The 16,002-nt window shown below is 44.4% G+C and carries 16 protein-coding genes; 7 read left to right on the forward strand and 9 right to left on the reverse strand.

Annotated elements, in window-relative coordinates; genetic code table 11:
- Positions 1 to 80 precede the first annotated feature (80 nt).
- The 4 genes from lpxC to mutT all read left to right on the forward strand — a co-directional run bounded on the left by lpxC (position 81) and on the right by mutT (position 5,347).
- The gene (gene lpxC / locus IW644_RS05990; RefSeq protein ID WP_269916833.1) at positions 81 to 992 is read left to right on the forward strand and encodes a UDP-3-O-acyl-N-acetylglucosamine deacetylase; all 912 of its coding nucleotides are present in this window, start codon (positions 81 to 83) and stop codon (positions 990 to 992) included.
- A 208-nt stretch (positions 993 to 1,200) separates the two neighbouring features.
- A complete protein-coding gene (locus tag IW644_RS05995; RefSeq protein ID WP_269916834.1) occupies positions 1,201 to 2,079 on the forward strand; it encodes a M23 family metallopeptidase in 879 nt (292 codons plus the stop codon).
- 179 nt (positions 2,080 to 2,258) lie between these two features.
- Positions 2,259 to 4,967 carry a preprotein translocase subunit SecA gene (secA, locus tag IW644_RS06000; RefSeq protein WP_269916835.1) on the forward strand — a complete coding sequence of 903 codons (2,709 nt, stop codon included), beginning with the start codon at positions 2,259 to 2,261 and terminating at the stop codon, positions 4,965 to 4,967.
- Positions 4,967 to 5,347, forward strand: a complete 381-nt coding sequence (gene mutT / locus IW644_RS06005) for an 8-oxo-dGTP diphosphatase MutT (RefSeq protein ID WP_269916836.1) — start codon at positions 4,967 to 4,969, stop codon at positions 5,345 to 5,347. The genes secA and mutT overlap by 1 nt, the downstream gene beginning before the upstream one ends.
- A 172-nt stretch (positions 5,348 to 5,519) precedes the next feature.
- On the opposite strand, the gene IW644_RS06010 is transcribed toward mutT, so the two are convergent.
- From IW644_RS06010 to IW644_RS06050, 9 genes are all read right to left on the reverse strand, one after another.
- Positions 5,520 to 6,392, reverse strand: a complete 873-nt coding sequence (locus tag IW644_RS06010) for an aspartoacylase (RefSeq protein WP_269916837.1) — start codon at positions 6,390 to 6,392, stop codon at positions 5,520 to 5,522.
- A 40-nt stretch (positions 6,393 to 6,432) separates the two neighbouring features.
- Positions 6,433 to 6,660, reverse strand: a complete 228-nt coding sequence (yacG, locus tag IW644_RS06015; protein ID WP_269916838.1) for a DNA gyrase inhibitor YacG — start codon at positions 6,658 to 6,660, stop codon at positions 6,433 to 6,435.
- A gap of 108 nt (positions 6,661 to 6,768) precedes the next feature.
- Positions 6,769 to 7,521, reverse strand: a complete 753-nt coding sequence (gene zapD, locus IW644_RS06020; protein WP_269916839.1) for a cell division protein ZapD — start codon at positions 7,519 to 7,521, stop codon at positions 6,769 to 6,771.
- 343 nt (positions 7,522 to 7,864) lie between these two features.
- On the reverse strand, positions 7,865 to 8,476 hold the full coding sequence (gene coaE / locus IW644_RS06025; protein WP_269916840.1) for a dephospho-CoA kinase: 612 nt from the start codon (positions 8,474 to 8,476) through the stop codon (positions 7,865 to 7,867).
- Positions 8,477 to 8,547: 71 nt separating this feature from the next.
- Positions 8,548 to 9,465 carry a prepilin peptidase gene (locus IW644_RS06030; protein WP_269916841.1) on the reverse strand — a complete coding sequence of 306 codons (918 nt, stop codon included), beginning with the start codon at positions 9,463 to 9,465 and terminating at the stop codon, positions 8,548 to 8,550.
- Positions 9,466 to 9,619: 154 nt separating this feature from the next.
- On the reverse strand, positions 9,620 to 10,828 hold the full coding sequence (locus tag IW644_RS06035; RefSeq protein WP_269916842.1) for a type II secretion system F family protein: 1,209 nt from the start codon (positions 10,826 to 10,828) through the stop codon (positions 9,620 to 9,622).
- A gap of 83 nt (positions 10,829 to 10,911) precedes the next feature.
- Positions 10,912 to 11,334 (reverse strand): pilin, encoded by a 423-nt coding sequence (locus IW644_RS06040; protein ID WP_269916843.1) that lies wholly within the window; start codon positions 11,332 to 11,334, stop codon positions 10,912 to 10,914.
- 399 nt (positions 11,335 to 11,733) lie between these two features.
- Positions 11,734 to 12,588, reverse strand: coding sequence for a carboxylating nicotinate-nucleotide diphosphorylase (nadC, locus tag IW644_RS06045; RefSeq protein ID WP_269916844.1), 855 nt, complete (start codon positions 12,586 to 12,588; stop codon positions 11,734 to 11,736).
- A 32-nt stretch (positions 12,589 to 12,620) separates the two neighbouring features.
- Entirely contained in the window at positions 12,621 to 13,139 is a 519-nt protein-coding gene (locus tag IW644_RS06050) for a retropepsin-like aspartic protease family protein (protein ID WP_269916845.1), read from the reverse strand.
- A 199-nt stretch (positions 13,140 to 13,338) separates the two neighbouring features.
- Between IW644_RS06050 and ampD the strand changes: the two genes are divergently transcribed.
- From ampD to pdhR, 3 genes are all read left to right on the forward strand, one after another.
- Complete coding sequence (ampD, locus tag IW644_RS06055; RefSeq protein WP_269916846.1) at positions 13,339 to 13,875, forward strand: 1,6-anhydro-N-acetylmuramyl-L-alanine amidase AmpD; 537 nt, start codon at positions 13,339 to 13,341, stop codon at positions 13,873 to 13,875.
- A 45-nt stretch (positions 13,876 to 13,920) separates the two neighbouring features.
- A complete protein-coding gene (gene ampE, locus IW644_RS06060; RefSeq protein WP_269916847.1) occupies positions 13,921 to 14,826 on the forward strand; it encodes a beta-lactamase regulator AmpE in 906 nt (301 codons plus the stop codon).
- Between the two features lie 350 nt (positions 14,827 to 15,176).
- Entirely contained in the window at positions 15,177 to 15,923 is a 747-nt protein-coding gene (pdhR, locus tag IW644_RS06065; RefSeq protein ID WP_012519423.1) for a pyruvate dehydrogenase complex transcriptional repressor PdhR, read from the forward strand.
- Positions 15,924 to 16,002 lie beyond the last annotated feature (79 nt).

The raw sequence follows: 16,002 nt of genomic DNA on the forward strand, positions 1-16,002 counted from the left end.
AGAACGGGTGTTTTTTGACATGTGAGTAATAACTCACTATAATTCGCGCCCGCTTTTTTAATAGGTAAAAGCTTAAGCAGATGATTAGACAACGTACAATCAAGCAATCGGTACAAGAGACCGGAATTGGGCTTCATAAAGGGGAAAAGGTCACAATGACTCTCCGACCTGCGCCAGCAAACACGGGTATCGTGTTTAGGCGTGTTGACCTTGAACCACATGTTGACATACCTTCGCGTGCGAACGCGGTAGGTAATACCATGCTGTGTACGTGTCTAAATAATGAAGACGGTGTAACTATCCAGACGGTAGAGCACTTAGCATCTGCGCTTGCGGGTTTAGGTATCGACAACATTATTGTTGAAGTAGACAGTAACGAGCTGCCAATTATGGACGGAAGTGCTAGCCCGTTCGTATTCTTACTTCAATCTGCAGGTGTTGAAGAATTAAACGCGCCTAAGCAGTTTATTCGTATTACAAAGCCAGTTCGTGTTGAAGATGGTGATAAGTGGGCCGAATTAGTGCCTTACGATGGCTTCCGTGTTGATTTTCAAATCGACTTTGACCACCCTGTGATCAGTCAAACTCGTCAGCATATGGTTATGGACTTTGATTCATGCTCGTATGTTAATGAGGTGAGCCGCGCTCGTACCTTCGGCTTCATGAGCGATTTAGAGTATATGAACGCTAATAATCTAGCGCTTGGTGGAAGCATGGAAAATGCTGTGGCGCTAGATGAGTTCCGCGTGCTTAACCCTGAAGGGTTACGCTACGATGATGAATTCTTAAAGCACAAAATTTTGGACGCCATTGGTGATTTATACCTTGGCGGTCATAGTTTAATTGGTGAGCTGCGTGCTTATAAAACTGGGCACGGCCTTAACAACAAACTTTTAAATGCCGTTTTGGCACAGAAAGAGTGTTGGGAGTTTGTGACCTACGACTCGCAGGAAACGGCACCAATTCGTTACGCTCAACCGGCGTTAGCGTAAAAAATTTAGAAAAGCCGCCTAACGGGCGGCTTTTTTTCATATGGCAATTACTGTAATAAATGATACAGTAGCCGAATAATTAATATAAATTTCACCCATTCGACAAAAAACTATAAGTTGAAGGTTGTCGCCTTTAGCTAAAAACGCATTCATAGTGTTATGAAGTGGTATGAAAAGAATGGCGTGAAACAGCAATTTTCTTCGTGGTATGAAATTAACAATCACATTAGCAGGTAAAAATAAACGCTACAGGCACAGCATTAGTGTCCGTACACTCGTGAGCGCAACCGTGCTCTCGTCTATTTTTATGCTAGTGTCGAGCCGTTCTACTGAATCTGTGTCGGAAGATGTAGCACGGGTTCGTTTAGCGCAAACTGAAGTCAGCGAAAAACAAAAAGACGTTGAGGCGCTAAAGCAACAAACCACAATAAAACTAAAAGCTTTGCTTTCTCATGTAGCAGAATTGTCTGCACAGGCCTCGCTACTTGACGAAAAGGGCAAGCAAATCGCAACAGAATTAGGTATGTCAGCGGCTGACCTGGACGCTTTCGTACCGGTATCGATACCGGAAAACCTCCAAGACGACCCCATCCTTCACGAAATAGCCAAACTAGAGCAATCACTTGATTTAAAGTCTCAACAGTTGTCTATGCTTGAAAGTTTGGTAAGGGGTCACCATATCAACGAACAGAGCCAATTATCTGGTCGTCCGATAGAGTCAGGGTGGTTGTCTTCTTATTATGGTATGCGGGCCGACCCGTTTACTGGCGAACCTACCATGCACAAAGGGTTGGACTTCGCGGGTAAAGCAGGGGAAAACGTAGTGGCGACTGCCGCAGGTATTGTGACCTGGGCGGGTGAGCGCTATGGCTATGGCCAACTAGTAGAAATTGATCACGGTGATGGTTATGTTACCCGCTATGGGCACAACGACACCCTTACTGTTTCAATAGGCGATGTGGTGACCAAAGGGGAGCCAATTGCAAAAATGGGCAATACAGGGCGCTCAACTGGTGTTCATGTCCACTACGAAGTAATAAGAAACGGAAAACCAATCGATCCTCTGCCTTTCGTTTACAAAAAGTAGCGTAGGTAGCAGCCAGGTAATTCTCGTCGATAATGCCTTATTAGTTAAGGTCATTTGAAGCGAAGAAGCATAATTTAAGAACATCGCAGAACACAACGCATTTAATATTGTGTTTTATACGTTTAATTTAGCTGTGCACGATGTGCGGCGCCTCGACAAGTAGTGGAATATAAAAGCTAATGTTTTCAAGCATCCTTCGAAAAGTATTCGGTAGTAGAAACGACCGATTATTAAAAAAATTACGCAAAAACGTAGATGCCATTAATGCACTGGAAGCAGAATTTGAAAAGCTTTCCGATGAGGCGCTAAAGGCAAAAACTGACGAATTTAAGGCCCGTATCGAAAAAGGTGAAAGCCTAGATAGTATCCTTATTGAAGCCTTTGCTACGGTGCGTGAAGCCAGTAAACGTGTTTACGGAATGCGTCATTTCGACGTGCAAATGCTAGGTGGCCAAGTACTTCACGAAGGCAAAATTTCGGAAATGCGTACCGGTGAAGGTAAAACTCTTACGGCTACTTTGCCAACTTACCTTAATGCCCTATCTGGCAAAGGTGTTCACGTTGTTACCGTGAATGACTACTTAGCACGTCGTGATGCTGAGTGGAGTAATCAGCTATTTAATTTCCTAGGCATGCGCGTTGGATGTAACGTACCGGGTATGTCACCTGAACAAAAGCGCGACGCTTACCAAGCAGATGTTACCTATGGAACCAACAACGAGTTTGGTTTTGATTACCTACGCGACAATATGGCGTTTAGCCCTCAGGATCGCGTTCAGCGCCCGCTTAACTATGCAGTAGTGGATGAAGTTGATTCCATCCTTATTGACGAAGCCCGTACGCCACTTATTATCTCTGGCCAGGCTGAAGATAGCTCAGAATTATATCGCCGTATCAACGTCATCATTCCTAAGCTTGTTCAGCAAGAAAAAGAAGATGAGGAAGGCCAAGAAGGCGATGGTGATTACACTATCGACCTGAAAGCAAAACAAATACACCTTACCGAGCGCGGTCAATTACACGTTGAAGAGATACTTCATGAAGAAGGCTTATTGCCTGAAGGTGAGTCGCTGTTCGCTGCTGGTAATATCTCATTGCTGCACCATATCAATGCGGCACTTCGCGCGCACAAGCTGTTCGCGAAAGACGTAGACTACATTGTTAAAGACGACCAAATCGTTATTGTTGACGAGCACACGGGTCGTACTATGGAAGGCCGTCGCTGGTCTGAAGGTTTGCATCAAGCGGTTGAAGCAAAAGAAGGCGTTCGTATTCAAAACGAAAACCAAACCCTTGCGTCAATTACCTTCCAGAATTACTTCCGCTTGTATAACAAGCTTGCGGGTATGACAGGTACTGCCGATACAGAAGCCTTTGAATTTAATCATATTTACGGCTTAGAGACGGTTGTTATTCCAACAAACCGCCCTATGCAGCGTAAAGACATGGCTGACCTTATCTACCTAACGGCAGAAGAAAAATACGAAGCCATTGTTGAAGACATTAAAGAGTGCGTTAAGCGCGGTCAGCCTACCCTTGTAGGTACGGTTTCTATCGAGAACTCAGAGCTGATTTCTCGCATTCTCAAGAAATCGAAAATCCCTCATAAGGTACTAAACGCTAAGTTCCACGAACACGAGGCGGATATCGTTGCACAGGCTGGTAAGCCCGGCGCTGTAACTATTGCGACCAATATGGCAGGTCGTGGTACCGATATTGTGTTAGGTGGTAACTGGCAAGCGGAAGTTGAGAAAATTGAAAACCCAACTGAAGCGCAAATCGAAAAGATTAAAGCTGAATGGAAGAAGAGCCACGACGCAGTGCTTGAAGCTGGTGGTTTACACATTATCGGTACCGAGCGTCACGAATCTCGCCGTATTGATAACCAGCTTCGCGGACGTTCAGGCCGTCAGGGCGACCCGGGTTCAAGCCGTTTCTACCTATCATTAGACGACGCGCTAATGCGTATCTTTGCCTCTGAAAAAATGGGCAATATGATGAAGCGTTTGGGCATGGAGCGCGGTGAAGCTATTGAGCACCCATGGGTAACTCGCGCCATTGAAAATGCTCAACGCAAAGTAGAAGGTCGTAACTTCGATATTCGTAAGCAGTTGCTTGAATACGATGATGTAGCCAACGATCAGCGTAAAGTTATTTACGAACAGCGTAATGAACTTCTTGATGAAGGTGATATTAGCGAGACTATCGCAGCTATTCGTGAAGATGTTATTTCAAGTGTTGTCGATGAATACATTCCGCCACAATCTCTTGAAGAAATGTGGGATGTAAGCGGCCTTGAAGAGCGCATGCGTGCCGACTTCGCCGTAGACTTGCCAATTAAAACCTGGCTTGAAAATGACGACAAGCTTTACGAAGAGAAGCTTCGAGAGCGCATTTTAGGCGAAGTGGTAAGCGCCTATAAGCAGAAAGAAGCGGTAGTGGGCGAGCAGGTACTGCGCCAGTTTGAAAAAGCGGTAATGCTTCAAAACCTAGATAGCCACTGGAAAGAGCATTTGGCAGCAATGGACCACCTACGCCAGGGCATTCACCTACGTGGCTATGCGCAGAAGAACCCTAAGCAAGAATACAAGCGTGAGTCGTTTGCCTTGTTCTCGCAAATGCTAGAAGCGCTTAAAGTTGAAGTGATCACTATTCTTGCGCGTGTAAAAGTGCAAGCTGAAGAAGACGTACAAAAAGTTGAAGAGCAACGTCGTCAAGCTGACGATGTACCTAAGAACTTTGAACACGAAGAAGCGAACGCCACGCCAGAAGAGGCAAGTGACAAAGTACGTACCCAAGTTCGCGAAGGTGCGAAAGTAGGCCGTAACGACCCATGTCCTTGTGGCTCTGGTAAAAAGTATAAGCAGTGTCACGGTAAGCTTAAGTAATGAAAGTAGTACATGTTGCTGTGGGCGTTATCGCCCGCGGCGATGAAATTTTCATTACCCTTCGGCCAGATAACGTTCACCAAGGCGGGAAATGGGAGTTTCCTGGCGGCAAAGTGGAAGCGGGTGAGACCGTGCTTCAGGCGTTAAGGCGAGAGCTTGCTGAAGAAGTAGGTATTAGCGTAAACCACAGTGAGCCGGTGATTGTGATAACCCATGATTACGGCGACAAGCAAGTTAAACTAGACGTTCATCGCGTGTGTGATTTTACCGGTGAGCCCCATGGGAAAGAAGGCCAACAGTCGCGGTGGGTCAATGTGCAGGCGCTTAACGCAGCAGACTTCCCAGAAGCGAACGTTCCTATAATCAACGCATTACAGTAATAAAAAAAATGGCCACATCAAGATGTGGCCATTTTTTTTAATTAGCGTGTTAAATTTAACACGCTAATTCGATAAGCCGGCACGAATACCGTTTACTTAAGCTGCAGTGCATTTGAATAGCATTCAAATAGCATATTTAAGTCGTTTCAGCTCCCGGCCTGCAAACGCTAAATTAAAGCTCTATACGCTCGGCAGTGGCAAATGCAACGTCCAGTTTGAAGTACGCCGCTTCGTTAATGAAATGAGGATAGGTTTCTTTCTCGCCGTCCCATAGAATATCTTTGCCATCAAAGGTTCTAAACATGGGAGAGCCTGGTAACAAGGGCTTAAAGTCATTGTCTTGTAATGAATGATGAACCATAGCGGTACGCTTGCCATTTTCGTCTAAAGGAAAACTTACGTTTTCTCCCAAACGAAATGCTTCGCACTTTGGTAATGCGTCTGTTTTTATTTCTTGATTATTATAGGCGACACAAAAATCTAAAATGGCTTCGGCCATGGTTTGTGTTAAAAGGTACACATCTTCTCTTAATACACCTTGAGGCTGACCACCCACCTCTATCATTACGCCTTTCTTACCCGTAGTACACAGATAGCCGTGCTCTAAATAAGGCTTCTCATCTTCCACTAGAATATTCGCTTCAGGCATCTGTTGCTTAACGAACCGTGCTAGCTGAACGTGGAAGTCATCAGCCTCTAAAATAATTAGCGTAGCGCCCATCTCGCTGGTGGTGTTATGGATATCAATAACAAAGTCGGTATTTGAGTTACCTTTCGGACCGAATTTTTCATTCAATGATTTAGCGAGCACGGCTTCTTCAGCGGTGTTGTCATTAGATAAGCGCTCAAAGGTAAACTGCCGATTTAAATCCTCTTCTACAAACCGCACGTTAGCGTCTAGAGCGGCTTCGTTTGCTATATTTAATGAAACGTTTAGCTCATTAAATCGCGAAGGCAGCCCAAACTGTTGCCAGTTTTTAATAAGCTGAATACCACTGGTTTCATTGCCATGAGTACCACCAACAAGTGCGATAGAGTTAAACATTACTATTCCTTTTTACTAGTGTGAAAATGCGGCTACAAAATTAGTGTTTAAAAAAGTCATCAGACTGCTGCGCCAACATCGCCTCAATTTCTTCCACATCGATATCTTTAGGCGTGGCGTCTTCTGCAGGCTTACCCGCAATCTTTCTGTCTTCTGCAGCCCACTCCCCTAAATCAATAAGCTGACACTTTTTACTACAAAAAGGACGATATTCGCTGGTTGGCGCCCAAACAACCTGTTTGGTGCAGATAGGACATTTCACTTCCATAATAGACTCCAGTGAAATACGTCTTGGCGGCACAATCTATGAACTATGAACTATGAACTATGAACAAAGAAAGTACCCAAGACGAAAAATATTGAATAAAGGTGGAGTTTAGCAGGCCGCTAAACGAAACTGAATACTGTTTTCCACTGCGCCAGCTTGGCCTTCTTGCGGCGAAAACAACATAAAACGCAGGGCGTAACGGTATTTATTGCCACTTAAGGTTGGGTAGTAGCCTTCATCTACGCTGCACTTCACGCGTATAAGTTCGTTCTTATCTTCCGCCGCGCCTTGGTAAAAGCCATTCTCTGCCACCGCATTTACAAACTGACCTCGTTCGCGGATAAACGATAGGCTAACCGCAATTGCATCGTCAAGAAGCCCTAAAGTCTCTAACCATTGTGCAATCTCAATTTGACGCTGTTCAAGCGGCTGCTGTAACCAAAAGTGCAAATTAGGAAGGTCAAAGCTACATGCGCCGCCGGGTATGGCAAAGCGCTGTCTAATGGCGCTAAGCAGTTTGTCATCTTTAAGCGCGCTACCAAAACGGCGATCTGTCTTTAGCTTTTGCTTTAAAGTAAGTACTGTTTTCAACGCTTGCTCTAGCGCCGTACTGTCTATTTTTGGGTGTTTTGACCAATAGACTAAATTCTTCTCGTGAGCTTCAAGATCTTTTGTTAAATCGGAACGAAGATCGAGCCTTTCTATTAGGTCGAGCAGTTCGAAAAGTTGTTCAAAAAACACAAGCTGAAGGTGCGTGTGTTCTGATTTGGCGGTTATTTTAAGTTGACCAAGCAGCTGCTCAACACGTAAATAGTTACGTACTTTTTCCTTTAGTGGAAACTCGAATACAGCGCTACCCATGGAACCCCTTAAAACACATAGACTTAGAGAAACTGCACTACGACCTTGTAGTGCGGCGAATAACAGCAAGCCTAAAGCATCAAGGCTTTGAAGCCAAGTCTACTTGTTCGACAAATGCTTACTTTGACGTTGATTGTTCAAAAAAGTTTCAAAAAGTAATTATGTTAATCGGGAAGGCCCGTTATAAGAAAAAATGGTAAGGCCTCAAATGAAAACAGAAGAAAGAAACAGAAGAGCTAATCATAAGAGTTAGGCAGAAGTGAGAAGCAGAAAAGCCAAACAGCAACGGTAGGTATGAAAAGTAGAGGCAGAAGCGGTTTGCTATTGTGCAAACCACTTACGTTTACACTGAAGCAAGGCTTAGTAGTTTTTGGTGTAAAGTTGATATTTGACTGGCAAGCGCTTCCAAGGTCGTGCTGTTATCCAGAACGTCGTTTGCCGCCTCAATGCGTTCTTTGCGTGTAGCCTGGGAAGCCATAATACTTTTTATGGTTTGCGCTGTGCTGCCGTCCCGTTTTAATGCCCGTTCAAGCTGCAATATCTCTGGGCAATCTACCACCACTACATGGTTGCACATCTCAGTTAGTTTGTTTTCAACAAGTAAGGGTACAGATAAAATACAATAGGGCGATGTTGACTCGCTGATTAGCTGTTGCATTCGAGAGCGGATAAGGGGGTGCAGCAAACCATTTAACCAATGTTTTTCTTCTTCGGCAGCAAAGATCTTTTCGCGAAGGGCCGCGCGATTAAGGCTTCCATCTTCTAGCAGAATCGTTTCGCCAAAATGCTCGGCAATTTGTCGTAAGCCTTCTGAACCTACTTCAACTACGTCACGCGCAACTTCGTCAGCATCCACAATATCAATGCCGAGCTTTTCAAAAATAGTAGTAGCAGCCGATTTGCCGCTGCCTATACCGCCGGTAAGGCCCACTACGAACACGTTTTGTTTATCCATAATCATTAAGCCTTGAAGTTAGAGCGTTACCTGAAGTTAACGTGCTACTTGAGGTTAAGTAACGCTTGGGTTTATAGCACTGCATTAAGATAGGCAGTAATGATTTCTTCTTTGTACAGTAGTGTTAGCCAGCCTGCCACAGCCAAATAGGGGCCAAAAGGAATTGCTAACGACTTGCCCTTATTCTGAATGACCATAATGAGTATGCCCGCAATGGCCCCCACAAATGAGGACAACAAAATAATAACAGGTAGCCCTTGCCAGCCAGTAAATGCCCCAAGTGCAGCTAGCAGTTTAAAATCGCCATAGCCCATGCCTTCCTTACCAGTAACTAACTTAAATAGCCAGTAAACAGACCATAAGCTTAAATAGCCAGCTGCTGCACCGACAATGGCATCGGTAGTGCCAACAAATATGTTTTGTGTACTCAACAGTAAGCCTAGCCAAAGTAGAGGCAGTGTTAGCTGGTCGGGTAGCAACATTTTATCTAAGTCAATAAACAGCAGCGCAACAAGCACATAGGTGAAGATTACCACCCACACTGCCTGTGAAGTCACGCCAAACTGATAAGCAGCGAAGGTACAGGCTATAGCTGTGAAAAGCTCAACAAGCGGGTAGCGTATTGAAATACCTACTTTGCATTTAGCACATTTGCCCTTTAGAAACAGGTAGCTGATAACCGGGATATTTTCCCAAGCGCGAATTTTGTGGCCGCAGCTCGGGCAGGTGCTGTCTGGTTTTACTAGGTTGAAAGTTTTCGCAGGTGCGGGTGTCGTACTATCGGCAGGTATGCTGGCGTTGTTATTTTCACCGCCATTTGCGCTATCATTAAAATAGCTTTCATACTCTTGCTGCCAGCTGCGCTCCATCATAATAGGCAGGCGATAAATCACTACGTTTAGGAAACTGCCCACCATTAAGCTTACGAAAAAAACAAGAGAATAAAATACAGCAGGGTAGAGCTGACTAAGCGTTATTATGGCGTCCATGAAGTGCAGGTCTTTTAGTTATAATAGTGATTGGAAAAATTCGAGTGTTAAACCTTATTTATAGGCGCCACTAAAAAGCGTCGCCCAAATCGATCAAATTTATAGAACTAGCAATCGTCAAACTAATAATCACAAAGCTAGCAATATGTGCAAGTTATACCACGTTACCCATCTGGAATATAGGCAGATACATTGCAACGATTAGACCGCCGATAACTACGCCTAGTACAGCCATAATCATAGGCTCCAGTAAACTGGTTAAACCGTCTACCATGTCGTCAACTTCAGCTTCGTAAATAGTCGCTATTTTACTCAGCATTTCGTCAACCGCGCCCGATTCCTCACCAATGGCAATCATTTGCGTCACCATATCAGGGAATACTTGGGTAGCGCGCATGGCAACATGCATTGGCATACCGCCTGCCACTTCTTTTCGTATATACAATATGGCTTCTCGGTAGACAGCGTTACCGGAGGCACCCGCAGCAGATTCTAGTGCGCCGATAAGCGGAACACCTGCTGCAAAGGTGGTTGCAAGGGTACGGGTGAAGCGGGCAATACTGGCTTTTTTAAGTATTTCACCAATAACCGGAATTTTCAAAATGTTGCGGTCGACCGAATCGCGCAGCTTCTGGCTCCGTCTGTGTGCTCGCACAAACATAAAGCCTGCGGCTGCCACACCCATTGCAATGAAAATACCGTAGTCTTGTACAAACCGCGAAATCCCCAATACAAATACAGTAAATGCAGGCAGTTCAGCGCCAAAGCTGCTGAATATTTCTTCAAACTGAGGTACAACGAAAATAAGAAGGATAGTCGTAACAATAAAAGCAACCACCAAAACCGCGATAGGGTAAAACATCGCTTTTTTGATCTTTGACTTTAGTGCTTCAGCCTTTTCCTTATAAGTAGCTATTCGGTCGTAAATGGTTTCTAACGCGCCAGATTGCTCTCCCGTGTACACCAAATCACAATATAAGTCGTCAAAATAAAGGGGGTGTTTTCGTAGCGCCGAAGATAGTGGATTACCAGCTTTGACTTCTTCAGTAATTTCACCAAGCAGTTTGCGCACTGACGGGTTCGCATGCCCTTGCGCAATCATTTCAAGGGATTGGATAAGGGTCACACCTGCGGCCAGCATAGTCGCGATTTGACGAGAGATAACGGAAATATCAGCGGGTGTTATTTTCTTTGCGCCGCCAAATAGCGGCTTAGTTAATTTCTTTACTTTATTGGCAGAAATACCTTGACGACGTAAAAGGTTTTTGGCTTCCGATAGCGAGGTGGCAGAAATTTCGCCTTTTCGAGCTTGACCGTGACGATCTTTACCTTGCCAAGTGAATACGGTTGCTGCTTTTGCCATAACTTTTTAGTCTTTATATAAATTTTGCAATTTACAAACAAAAAAGCCCAGACTAACCTGGGCGTTTATTTGATTCTATTTTATTAGCAAAGGTCTGCTGGAAGACAAGCTTTACCCCATTTAACGTTGCCGTCTGTAACGTCAGGAGTTAGCGTATATGTAGCAGCGTCAGTGCCGTTTACAAGACCTGAGTCGCCAGAGGCTGTTGCTTTGATGACACCATCAGTAATTGTTACACCGACGGTGTCAGCATCTGCGCCTATGATGCCTGGAACTCCATTTGTACCCTCATCACAATCGTCAATGTCGCCAGTTGACGCGTAACAAATCTCAACTGCAGTCTTTGCAGCAGCAGTAGCGTTGGTTACTTCAGTAAACTTCGCTTTCTGTGTGTAGTTCTGATAAGCAGGCAATGCGATTGCTGCAAGAATACCGATGATTGCTACAACAATCATTAGTTCGATTAGTGTGAAACCTTTTTGGTTTTTGTTATTCATGTTCATCATGGTTTTTCTCCGGGACGTGTATAACACGTAAAGTTTAAAATCTAATTCAAATTGACGTTTATACCCGAGTCGTCCTTTTTAACGCCCCTGGTACTTGATACTCAGTATAGAATTTTATTTGTTACTGACAAGTATAGGCAAATATACGTATGTCTAGCTTTTGAAGTATGACATGAATAACTGCGCTATGGCAGGCGCGATCACTTGTACTTTCGTATAAAAGTTAATGACTTATCTACGTATATCTATCTATACACAGAAAAACATGACGAGAAATAACTGGGGATATTCGTGAGTTCTAGTATCTTTGATCATACTACAACTCACGCTTTTGGCTTAGCGGCTAACTAAGGTGTTGACACCAAGTTAGCTGATTAAAACGCCTTATAAACTGCTCTACTACGACAGAGTAATTCGAAGCGACAAATCAATTGCCTGCACATGTTTGGTTAATGCGCCAGATGAAATATAATCTACACCTAGTTGTGCAAGTGATGCCAGTCGTTCATCAGTAATGTTCCCTGATACTTCCAGTTTACATTGGCCTTTATTAAGCGCTACTGCCTGTTGGATCTGTTCGTTAGTAAAATTATCTAGCATGACAATATCGGCACCTGCTGAAAGGGCCTGTTCAAATTCAGCTAAGCTCTCAACTTCTACTTCAACAGGCTTACCCGGCATCATGGTTTTCGCTCGACTCACAGCTTTTTCGATATTTCCGCAAGAAAAAATGTGGTTTTCTTTAATTAGAAATGCATCGAACAAACCTACGCGATGGTTTTGACCTCCACCACAACGTACTGCGTATTTCTGTGCATAGCGCAGTCCGGGTAAGGTTTTGCGGGTGTCTAAAATTTTAGTGTTAGAGCCGGCTAGAAATTTGGCATAAAAAGCAGTTACTGTAGCTGTTGAAGAAAGTGTCTGGAGAAAGTTAAGCGCTGTACGTTCGGCTGTTAATATAGCGCGAGCAGAGCCTTCCAAACTCACTAATACCGTGTCAGCTTCAACCTTGTCGCCATCTTTTACATGCCAGGTTAGCGACACTGACTCGTCAATAAGCGCAAATGCTTGATTCGCCCAAGCAATTCCGCAAACGACACAAGGCTCGCGAGTAATAATGGTCGCTTTTGCAGTAACGCTCTCATCTATCAGGTTTGCGGTAATATCGTTTGCAGCATTTAATTCGCCGCCAAGATCTTCTACAAGCGCGCTTGATACTTGCTCTCGGATCGCCTGCATATCTGGTGATGTCATTTTCATCGCTTTTATCTATGCTATTTATATATTCAAAGGGTACGCAATATTAACCATTCTCCGCGCTGAGTAAACTCTAATTGGCGAAGAACACTCATTCCTAGCAGTATATGGTCATCTTGCATACCGGGGTTTAAGTTTGCGTCTACATTACGCACAACAATTTCGCCAATGCGTAATGTGTCAATTGTTGATTCGGCAACCCTTACTACGCCATTGGCAGTGCTGGCTAAACCTTCTCGCCCAGCTTTTAGTTGGAGTTTGTTGGCTAAGTGTGCGGGAACTGCTACATCAGTGGCACCTGTATCAACAAGAAATACCACTTCCTCACCGTTGATATAGCCTGTTGTTACATAATGCCCTTGGCGATTTTGTTTAAGGCGCACTTCAGTTTGTGAACCAATGCGTTCGGACGTGGGCTCGCTGTTCGGATTTATTTGTTTTTCTAGTAAGTCAGAGAAGACAAAAACAAGTAAACCAAAACCGCAAATCCATGCAAGGGCAACCATCCATTTACCCGCTGATGTTGTCGGGTCTTGTTGTTCATTCATGTTTTTACCTTATTGATAACTGCCTTACGAATAACAGAGAGGCACTGTTTACCAATCATGCTTTTATGAAGGCTGCCGATTACAGCAGTGGCATAAAATATTGAGTTAGCACCGGCATGTAGCGCTTATAACCCTATACACTTATGTCCTTATACAATGTAGGCTATAAAACAGAAAATCAATTACCGAAGCAAATTCTATGGTGCTTTATAACAAAGCGAAGTACACCCAAAGTCCGCATTATGATGATCGCCCTGACGATACCGATGTCAGTCTTTTAGTGATACATAATATTTCACTGCCGCCTTCACAGTTTGGTACGCCAGGTATTCGACAATTGTTTACCGGCACGCTCAACCCAGACGATCATCCTTTTTATCAAGAAATTGCTGACTTGCGAGTCTCTGCCCATTGTGTGATTTATCGAACGGGCGAAATAGAACAGTTTGTTCCCTTTGAACAGAGGGCGTGGCACGCGGGCCTTTCAAGCTTCCAGGGCCGCAGTCGTTGCAACGATTATGCTATTGGTATTGAACTGGAAGGCACCGATACGCTGCCTTTTACCGATGCGCAGTATAAAGCGCTTGGCGAGCTCACTGATTTTATTACACGACACTATCCTCGGATCACTTTAGGGCGTATTGTAGGTCATAATGACATTGCGCCGGGGCGTAAAACAGATCCCGGTGTTGCTTTCGATTGGGCAAGATACAGAATGCGCGTAACTGGGTTATAAAACACTACTCGACCTAGGAAGCTGAGAAAAAGGAACGCAATACCTATGATGTTAATGAGTCTGTTGTTAGTTCTTAGTCTTGAACGACTGATAACAAAAACACCGAATTGGCATATTGAAAAGTATGCCGCGCAATATCGAGCTTTTCTCCAAGATAAAGGTTTAATCAAGTTCCAAGAAACGGATGAGGGAATAGAGGATAGGGGTAAAAAGGCATCGTCTACTGCGCTTTATTTTTACCTTTTACTTCCTGCACTTGTGCTAGGTGCTATCGAGTACTGGTTGCTTGGCGCATTCCTTACCTTTATTGAACAAAGTTTAGTGCTGTTCATATGCATTGGCTGTCCGGTATTAAGAAGCATTTATAAAAACTTCCTGAATGCCGCCGACCGAGGTGACCTTCAGGCGTGTAGTATGTATACCGACCAGCTGGGCCATTGTGCAAGTCAAACTGAAAGCGACGGCAGTGCGGGCACTGAAGGTAAAAGTTTTGGCCAGCACCTTACTTGGCTGAACTACCAGCATTACGCAGCAGTGATGCTATGGTTTATTGCATTTGGCGCCCCGGGCGCACTGTTTTACTGCCTAAGTAGAAGCACCACTGAGGCTCTGTGTGACGCTAATCACCCTTTAAAAGCGGCTGCGGGTAGGTTGATGTTTGCTCTCGACTACATTCCTGTTCGCGTGACCGCCTTCGGCATGTTGATGATGGGGCACTTCTCAAGAGCGTTACCTGAATGGTTAAAACACGCGCTTCAGTTTGATGTTCCTGCCTACGATGTGCTAACGCAAATTTCCTCGAAAGCCGAGGTGCTAACCCCTGACGAACAGCAGTTACAGGCCGAAAATGCAGCGGTTGAACCCCAAGTGCTAGTAAAGTTAGCAAAACGTAATGTTATTTTTCTACTTGTTATAACGGCAGCGCTAACCCTTGTAGGAAGCTTGGCATAATCATTATTTTTAACATTTACTAAAGTATCTTACTTATTGGAGCGTTTGGTCTATTTATTAATTGTATGTAGATCAGGCGCTTTGCTTAACCTAATATCCTATCTGCTTCTCATCAGACCAGTTCGCAAGCGAATACTTTTCTTAACAAATTCAACAATAAAGCTTAACACCCGGCAAATAGCATAGGCTTTGCTATGCTTGGGAGTATTTACCTCGAAATCGATCTGCCTTAAACTAGATAGGTAAAATGGTATTACCAATTGTGTTTGTGTTTAAATTTTTCATGATTATTTTTTACATTCACCGCTCTTATAGCAGCATTGGTAAAAATAAAAGGATACGTTGAGCGCATGCGTCAGCAGCGAAAAAAACTCTCTGATGTAATTACCGAACAACTCGAGTCAATGATACTCGACGGTACGCTATTGGCCGGTCAAAAGTTACCGCCAGAAAGAGAGCTTGCGCTTGAGTTTGATGTGTCACGTCCCTCGTTAAGAGAAGCGATAGGTAATTTGCAAGCGCGTGGTCTGGTAGAGCGTAAGCAAGGCGGCGGTACGTTCGTAAATCGCAACCTGAATTCAGCCATGAAAGATCCGCTGATGGACCTTGTAAGCCAGCGTCCTGAAACTCAATTCGATTTGCTTGAATTTCGTCATGCCCTTGAAGGGATGGCGGCGTATTACGCGGCACTTCGTGGTCAACCTGAAGACTATGAAGCATTGAAGCAAGCATTAAATGACGTACCTACGCCTAAAGCGCATGAAAGTAAACGTGCTCAAGCCGAGGCGCTAGGAAAGTTCTACATCATTATGGCAAGAGCATCGCACAACATGGTGCTGTTACACGTAATGAGCACCATGCAAAGCATGCTGGTAGACAATATTGAACGAAACTTTGACATGCTGGCTGCGCACCCTGAAGCGGTGGAAGACATCGCGAAGCAGCGTCGTGAAATTGTAGAGGCTATTGCTTCTCGCGACCCTGAAGCTGCCCGCCAGGCATGTAACACGCATTTAGCGTTTATTGAAAAAACGCTATTAACTATTAATCAACGCGATACCCGCGTGCAGCGCGCATTGCGACGATTAGAGATTTAGTTACCTAGTCTTACCCTCGTAATAAGGGCTAGTTAGCTATTCATTCGCAGAGGCCGGTCAGGTTTTTCCTGTGCCACTG

The sequence above is a fragment of the Alteromonas sp. PRIM-21 genome, from assembly GCF_027563165.1.
In the GTDB taxonomy this organism is placed as follows: Bacteria; Pseudomonadota; Gammaproteobacteria; order Enterobacterales; family Alteromonadaceae; genus Alteromonas; species Alteromonas macleodii_A.

Excerpts from the sequence above, each read along its gene's own strand:
- pdhR (WP_012519423.1), top strand. The coding sequence starts at position 15,177 with ATGCGTCAGCAGCGAAAAAAACTCTCTGATGTAATTACCGAACAACTC.
- IW644_RS06030 (WP_269916841.1), bottom strand. The coding sequence starts at position 9,465 with ATGGACGCCATAATAACGCTTAGTCAGCTCTACCCTGCTGTATTTTAT.
- IW644_RS06050 (WP_269916845.1), bottom strand. The coding sequence starts at position 13,139 with ATGAATGAACAACAAGACCCGACAACATCAGCGGGTAAATGGATGGTT.
- IW644_RS06040 (WP_269916843.1), bottom strand. The coding sequence starts at position 11,334 with ATGATGAACATGAATAACAAAAACCAAAAAGGTTTCACACTAATCGAA.
- zapD (WP_269916839.1), bottom strand. The coding sequence starts at position 7,521 with ATGGGTAGCGCTGTATTCGAGTTTCCACTAAAGGAAAAAGTACGTAAC.
- coaE (WP_269916840.1), bottom strand. The coding sequence starts at position 8,476 with ATGGATAAACAAAACGTGTTCGTAGTGGGCCTTACCGGCGGTATAGGC.
- yacG (WP_269916838.1), bottom strand. The coding sequence starts at position 6,660 with ATGGAAGTGAAATGTCCTATCTGCACCAAACAGGTTGTTTGGGCGCCA.
- ampD (WP_269916846.1), top strand. The coding sequence starts at position 13,339 with ATGGTGCTTTATAACAAAGCGAAGTACACCCAAAGTCCGCATTATGAT.
- nadC (WP_269916844.1), bottom strand. The coding sequence starts at position 12,588 with ATGACATCACCAGATATGCAGGCGATCCGAGAGCAAGTATCAAGCGCG.
- secA (WP_269916835.1), top strand. The coding sequence starts at position 2,259 with ATGTTTTCAAGCATCCTTCGAAAAGTATTCGGTAGTAGAAACGACCGA.
- IW644_RS05995 (WP_269916834.1), top strand. The coding sequence starts at position 1,201 with ATGAAATTAACAATCACATTAGCAGGTAAAAATAAACGCTACAGGCAC.
- IW644_RS06010 (WP_269916837.1), bottom strand. The coding sequence starts at position 6,392 with ATGTTTAACTCTATCGCACTTGTTGGTGGTACTCATGGCAATGAAACC.
- IW644_RS06035 (WP_269916842.1), bottom strand. The coding sequence starts at position 10,828 with ATGGCAAAAGCAGCAACCGTATTCACTTGGCAAGGTAAAGATCGTCAC.
- mutT (WP_269916836.1), top strand. The coding sequence starts at position 4,967 with ATGAAAGTAGTACATGTTGCTGTGGGCGTTATCGCCCGCGGCGATGAA.
- lpxC (WP_269916833.1), top strand. The coding sequence starts at position 81 with ATGATTAGACAACGTACAATCAAGCAATCGGTACAAGAGACCGGAATT.
- ampE (WP_269916847.1), top strand. The coding sequence starts at position 13,921 with ATGATGTTAATGAGTCTGTTGTTAGTTCTTAGTCTTGAACGACTGATA.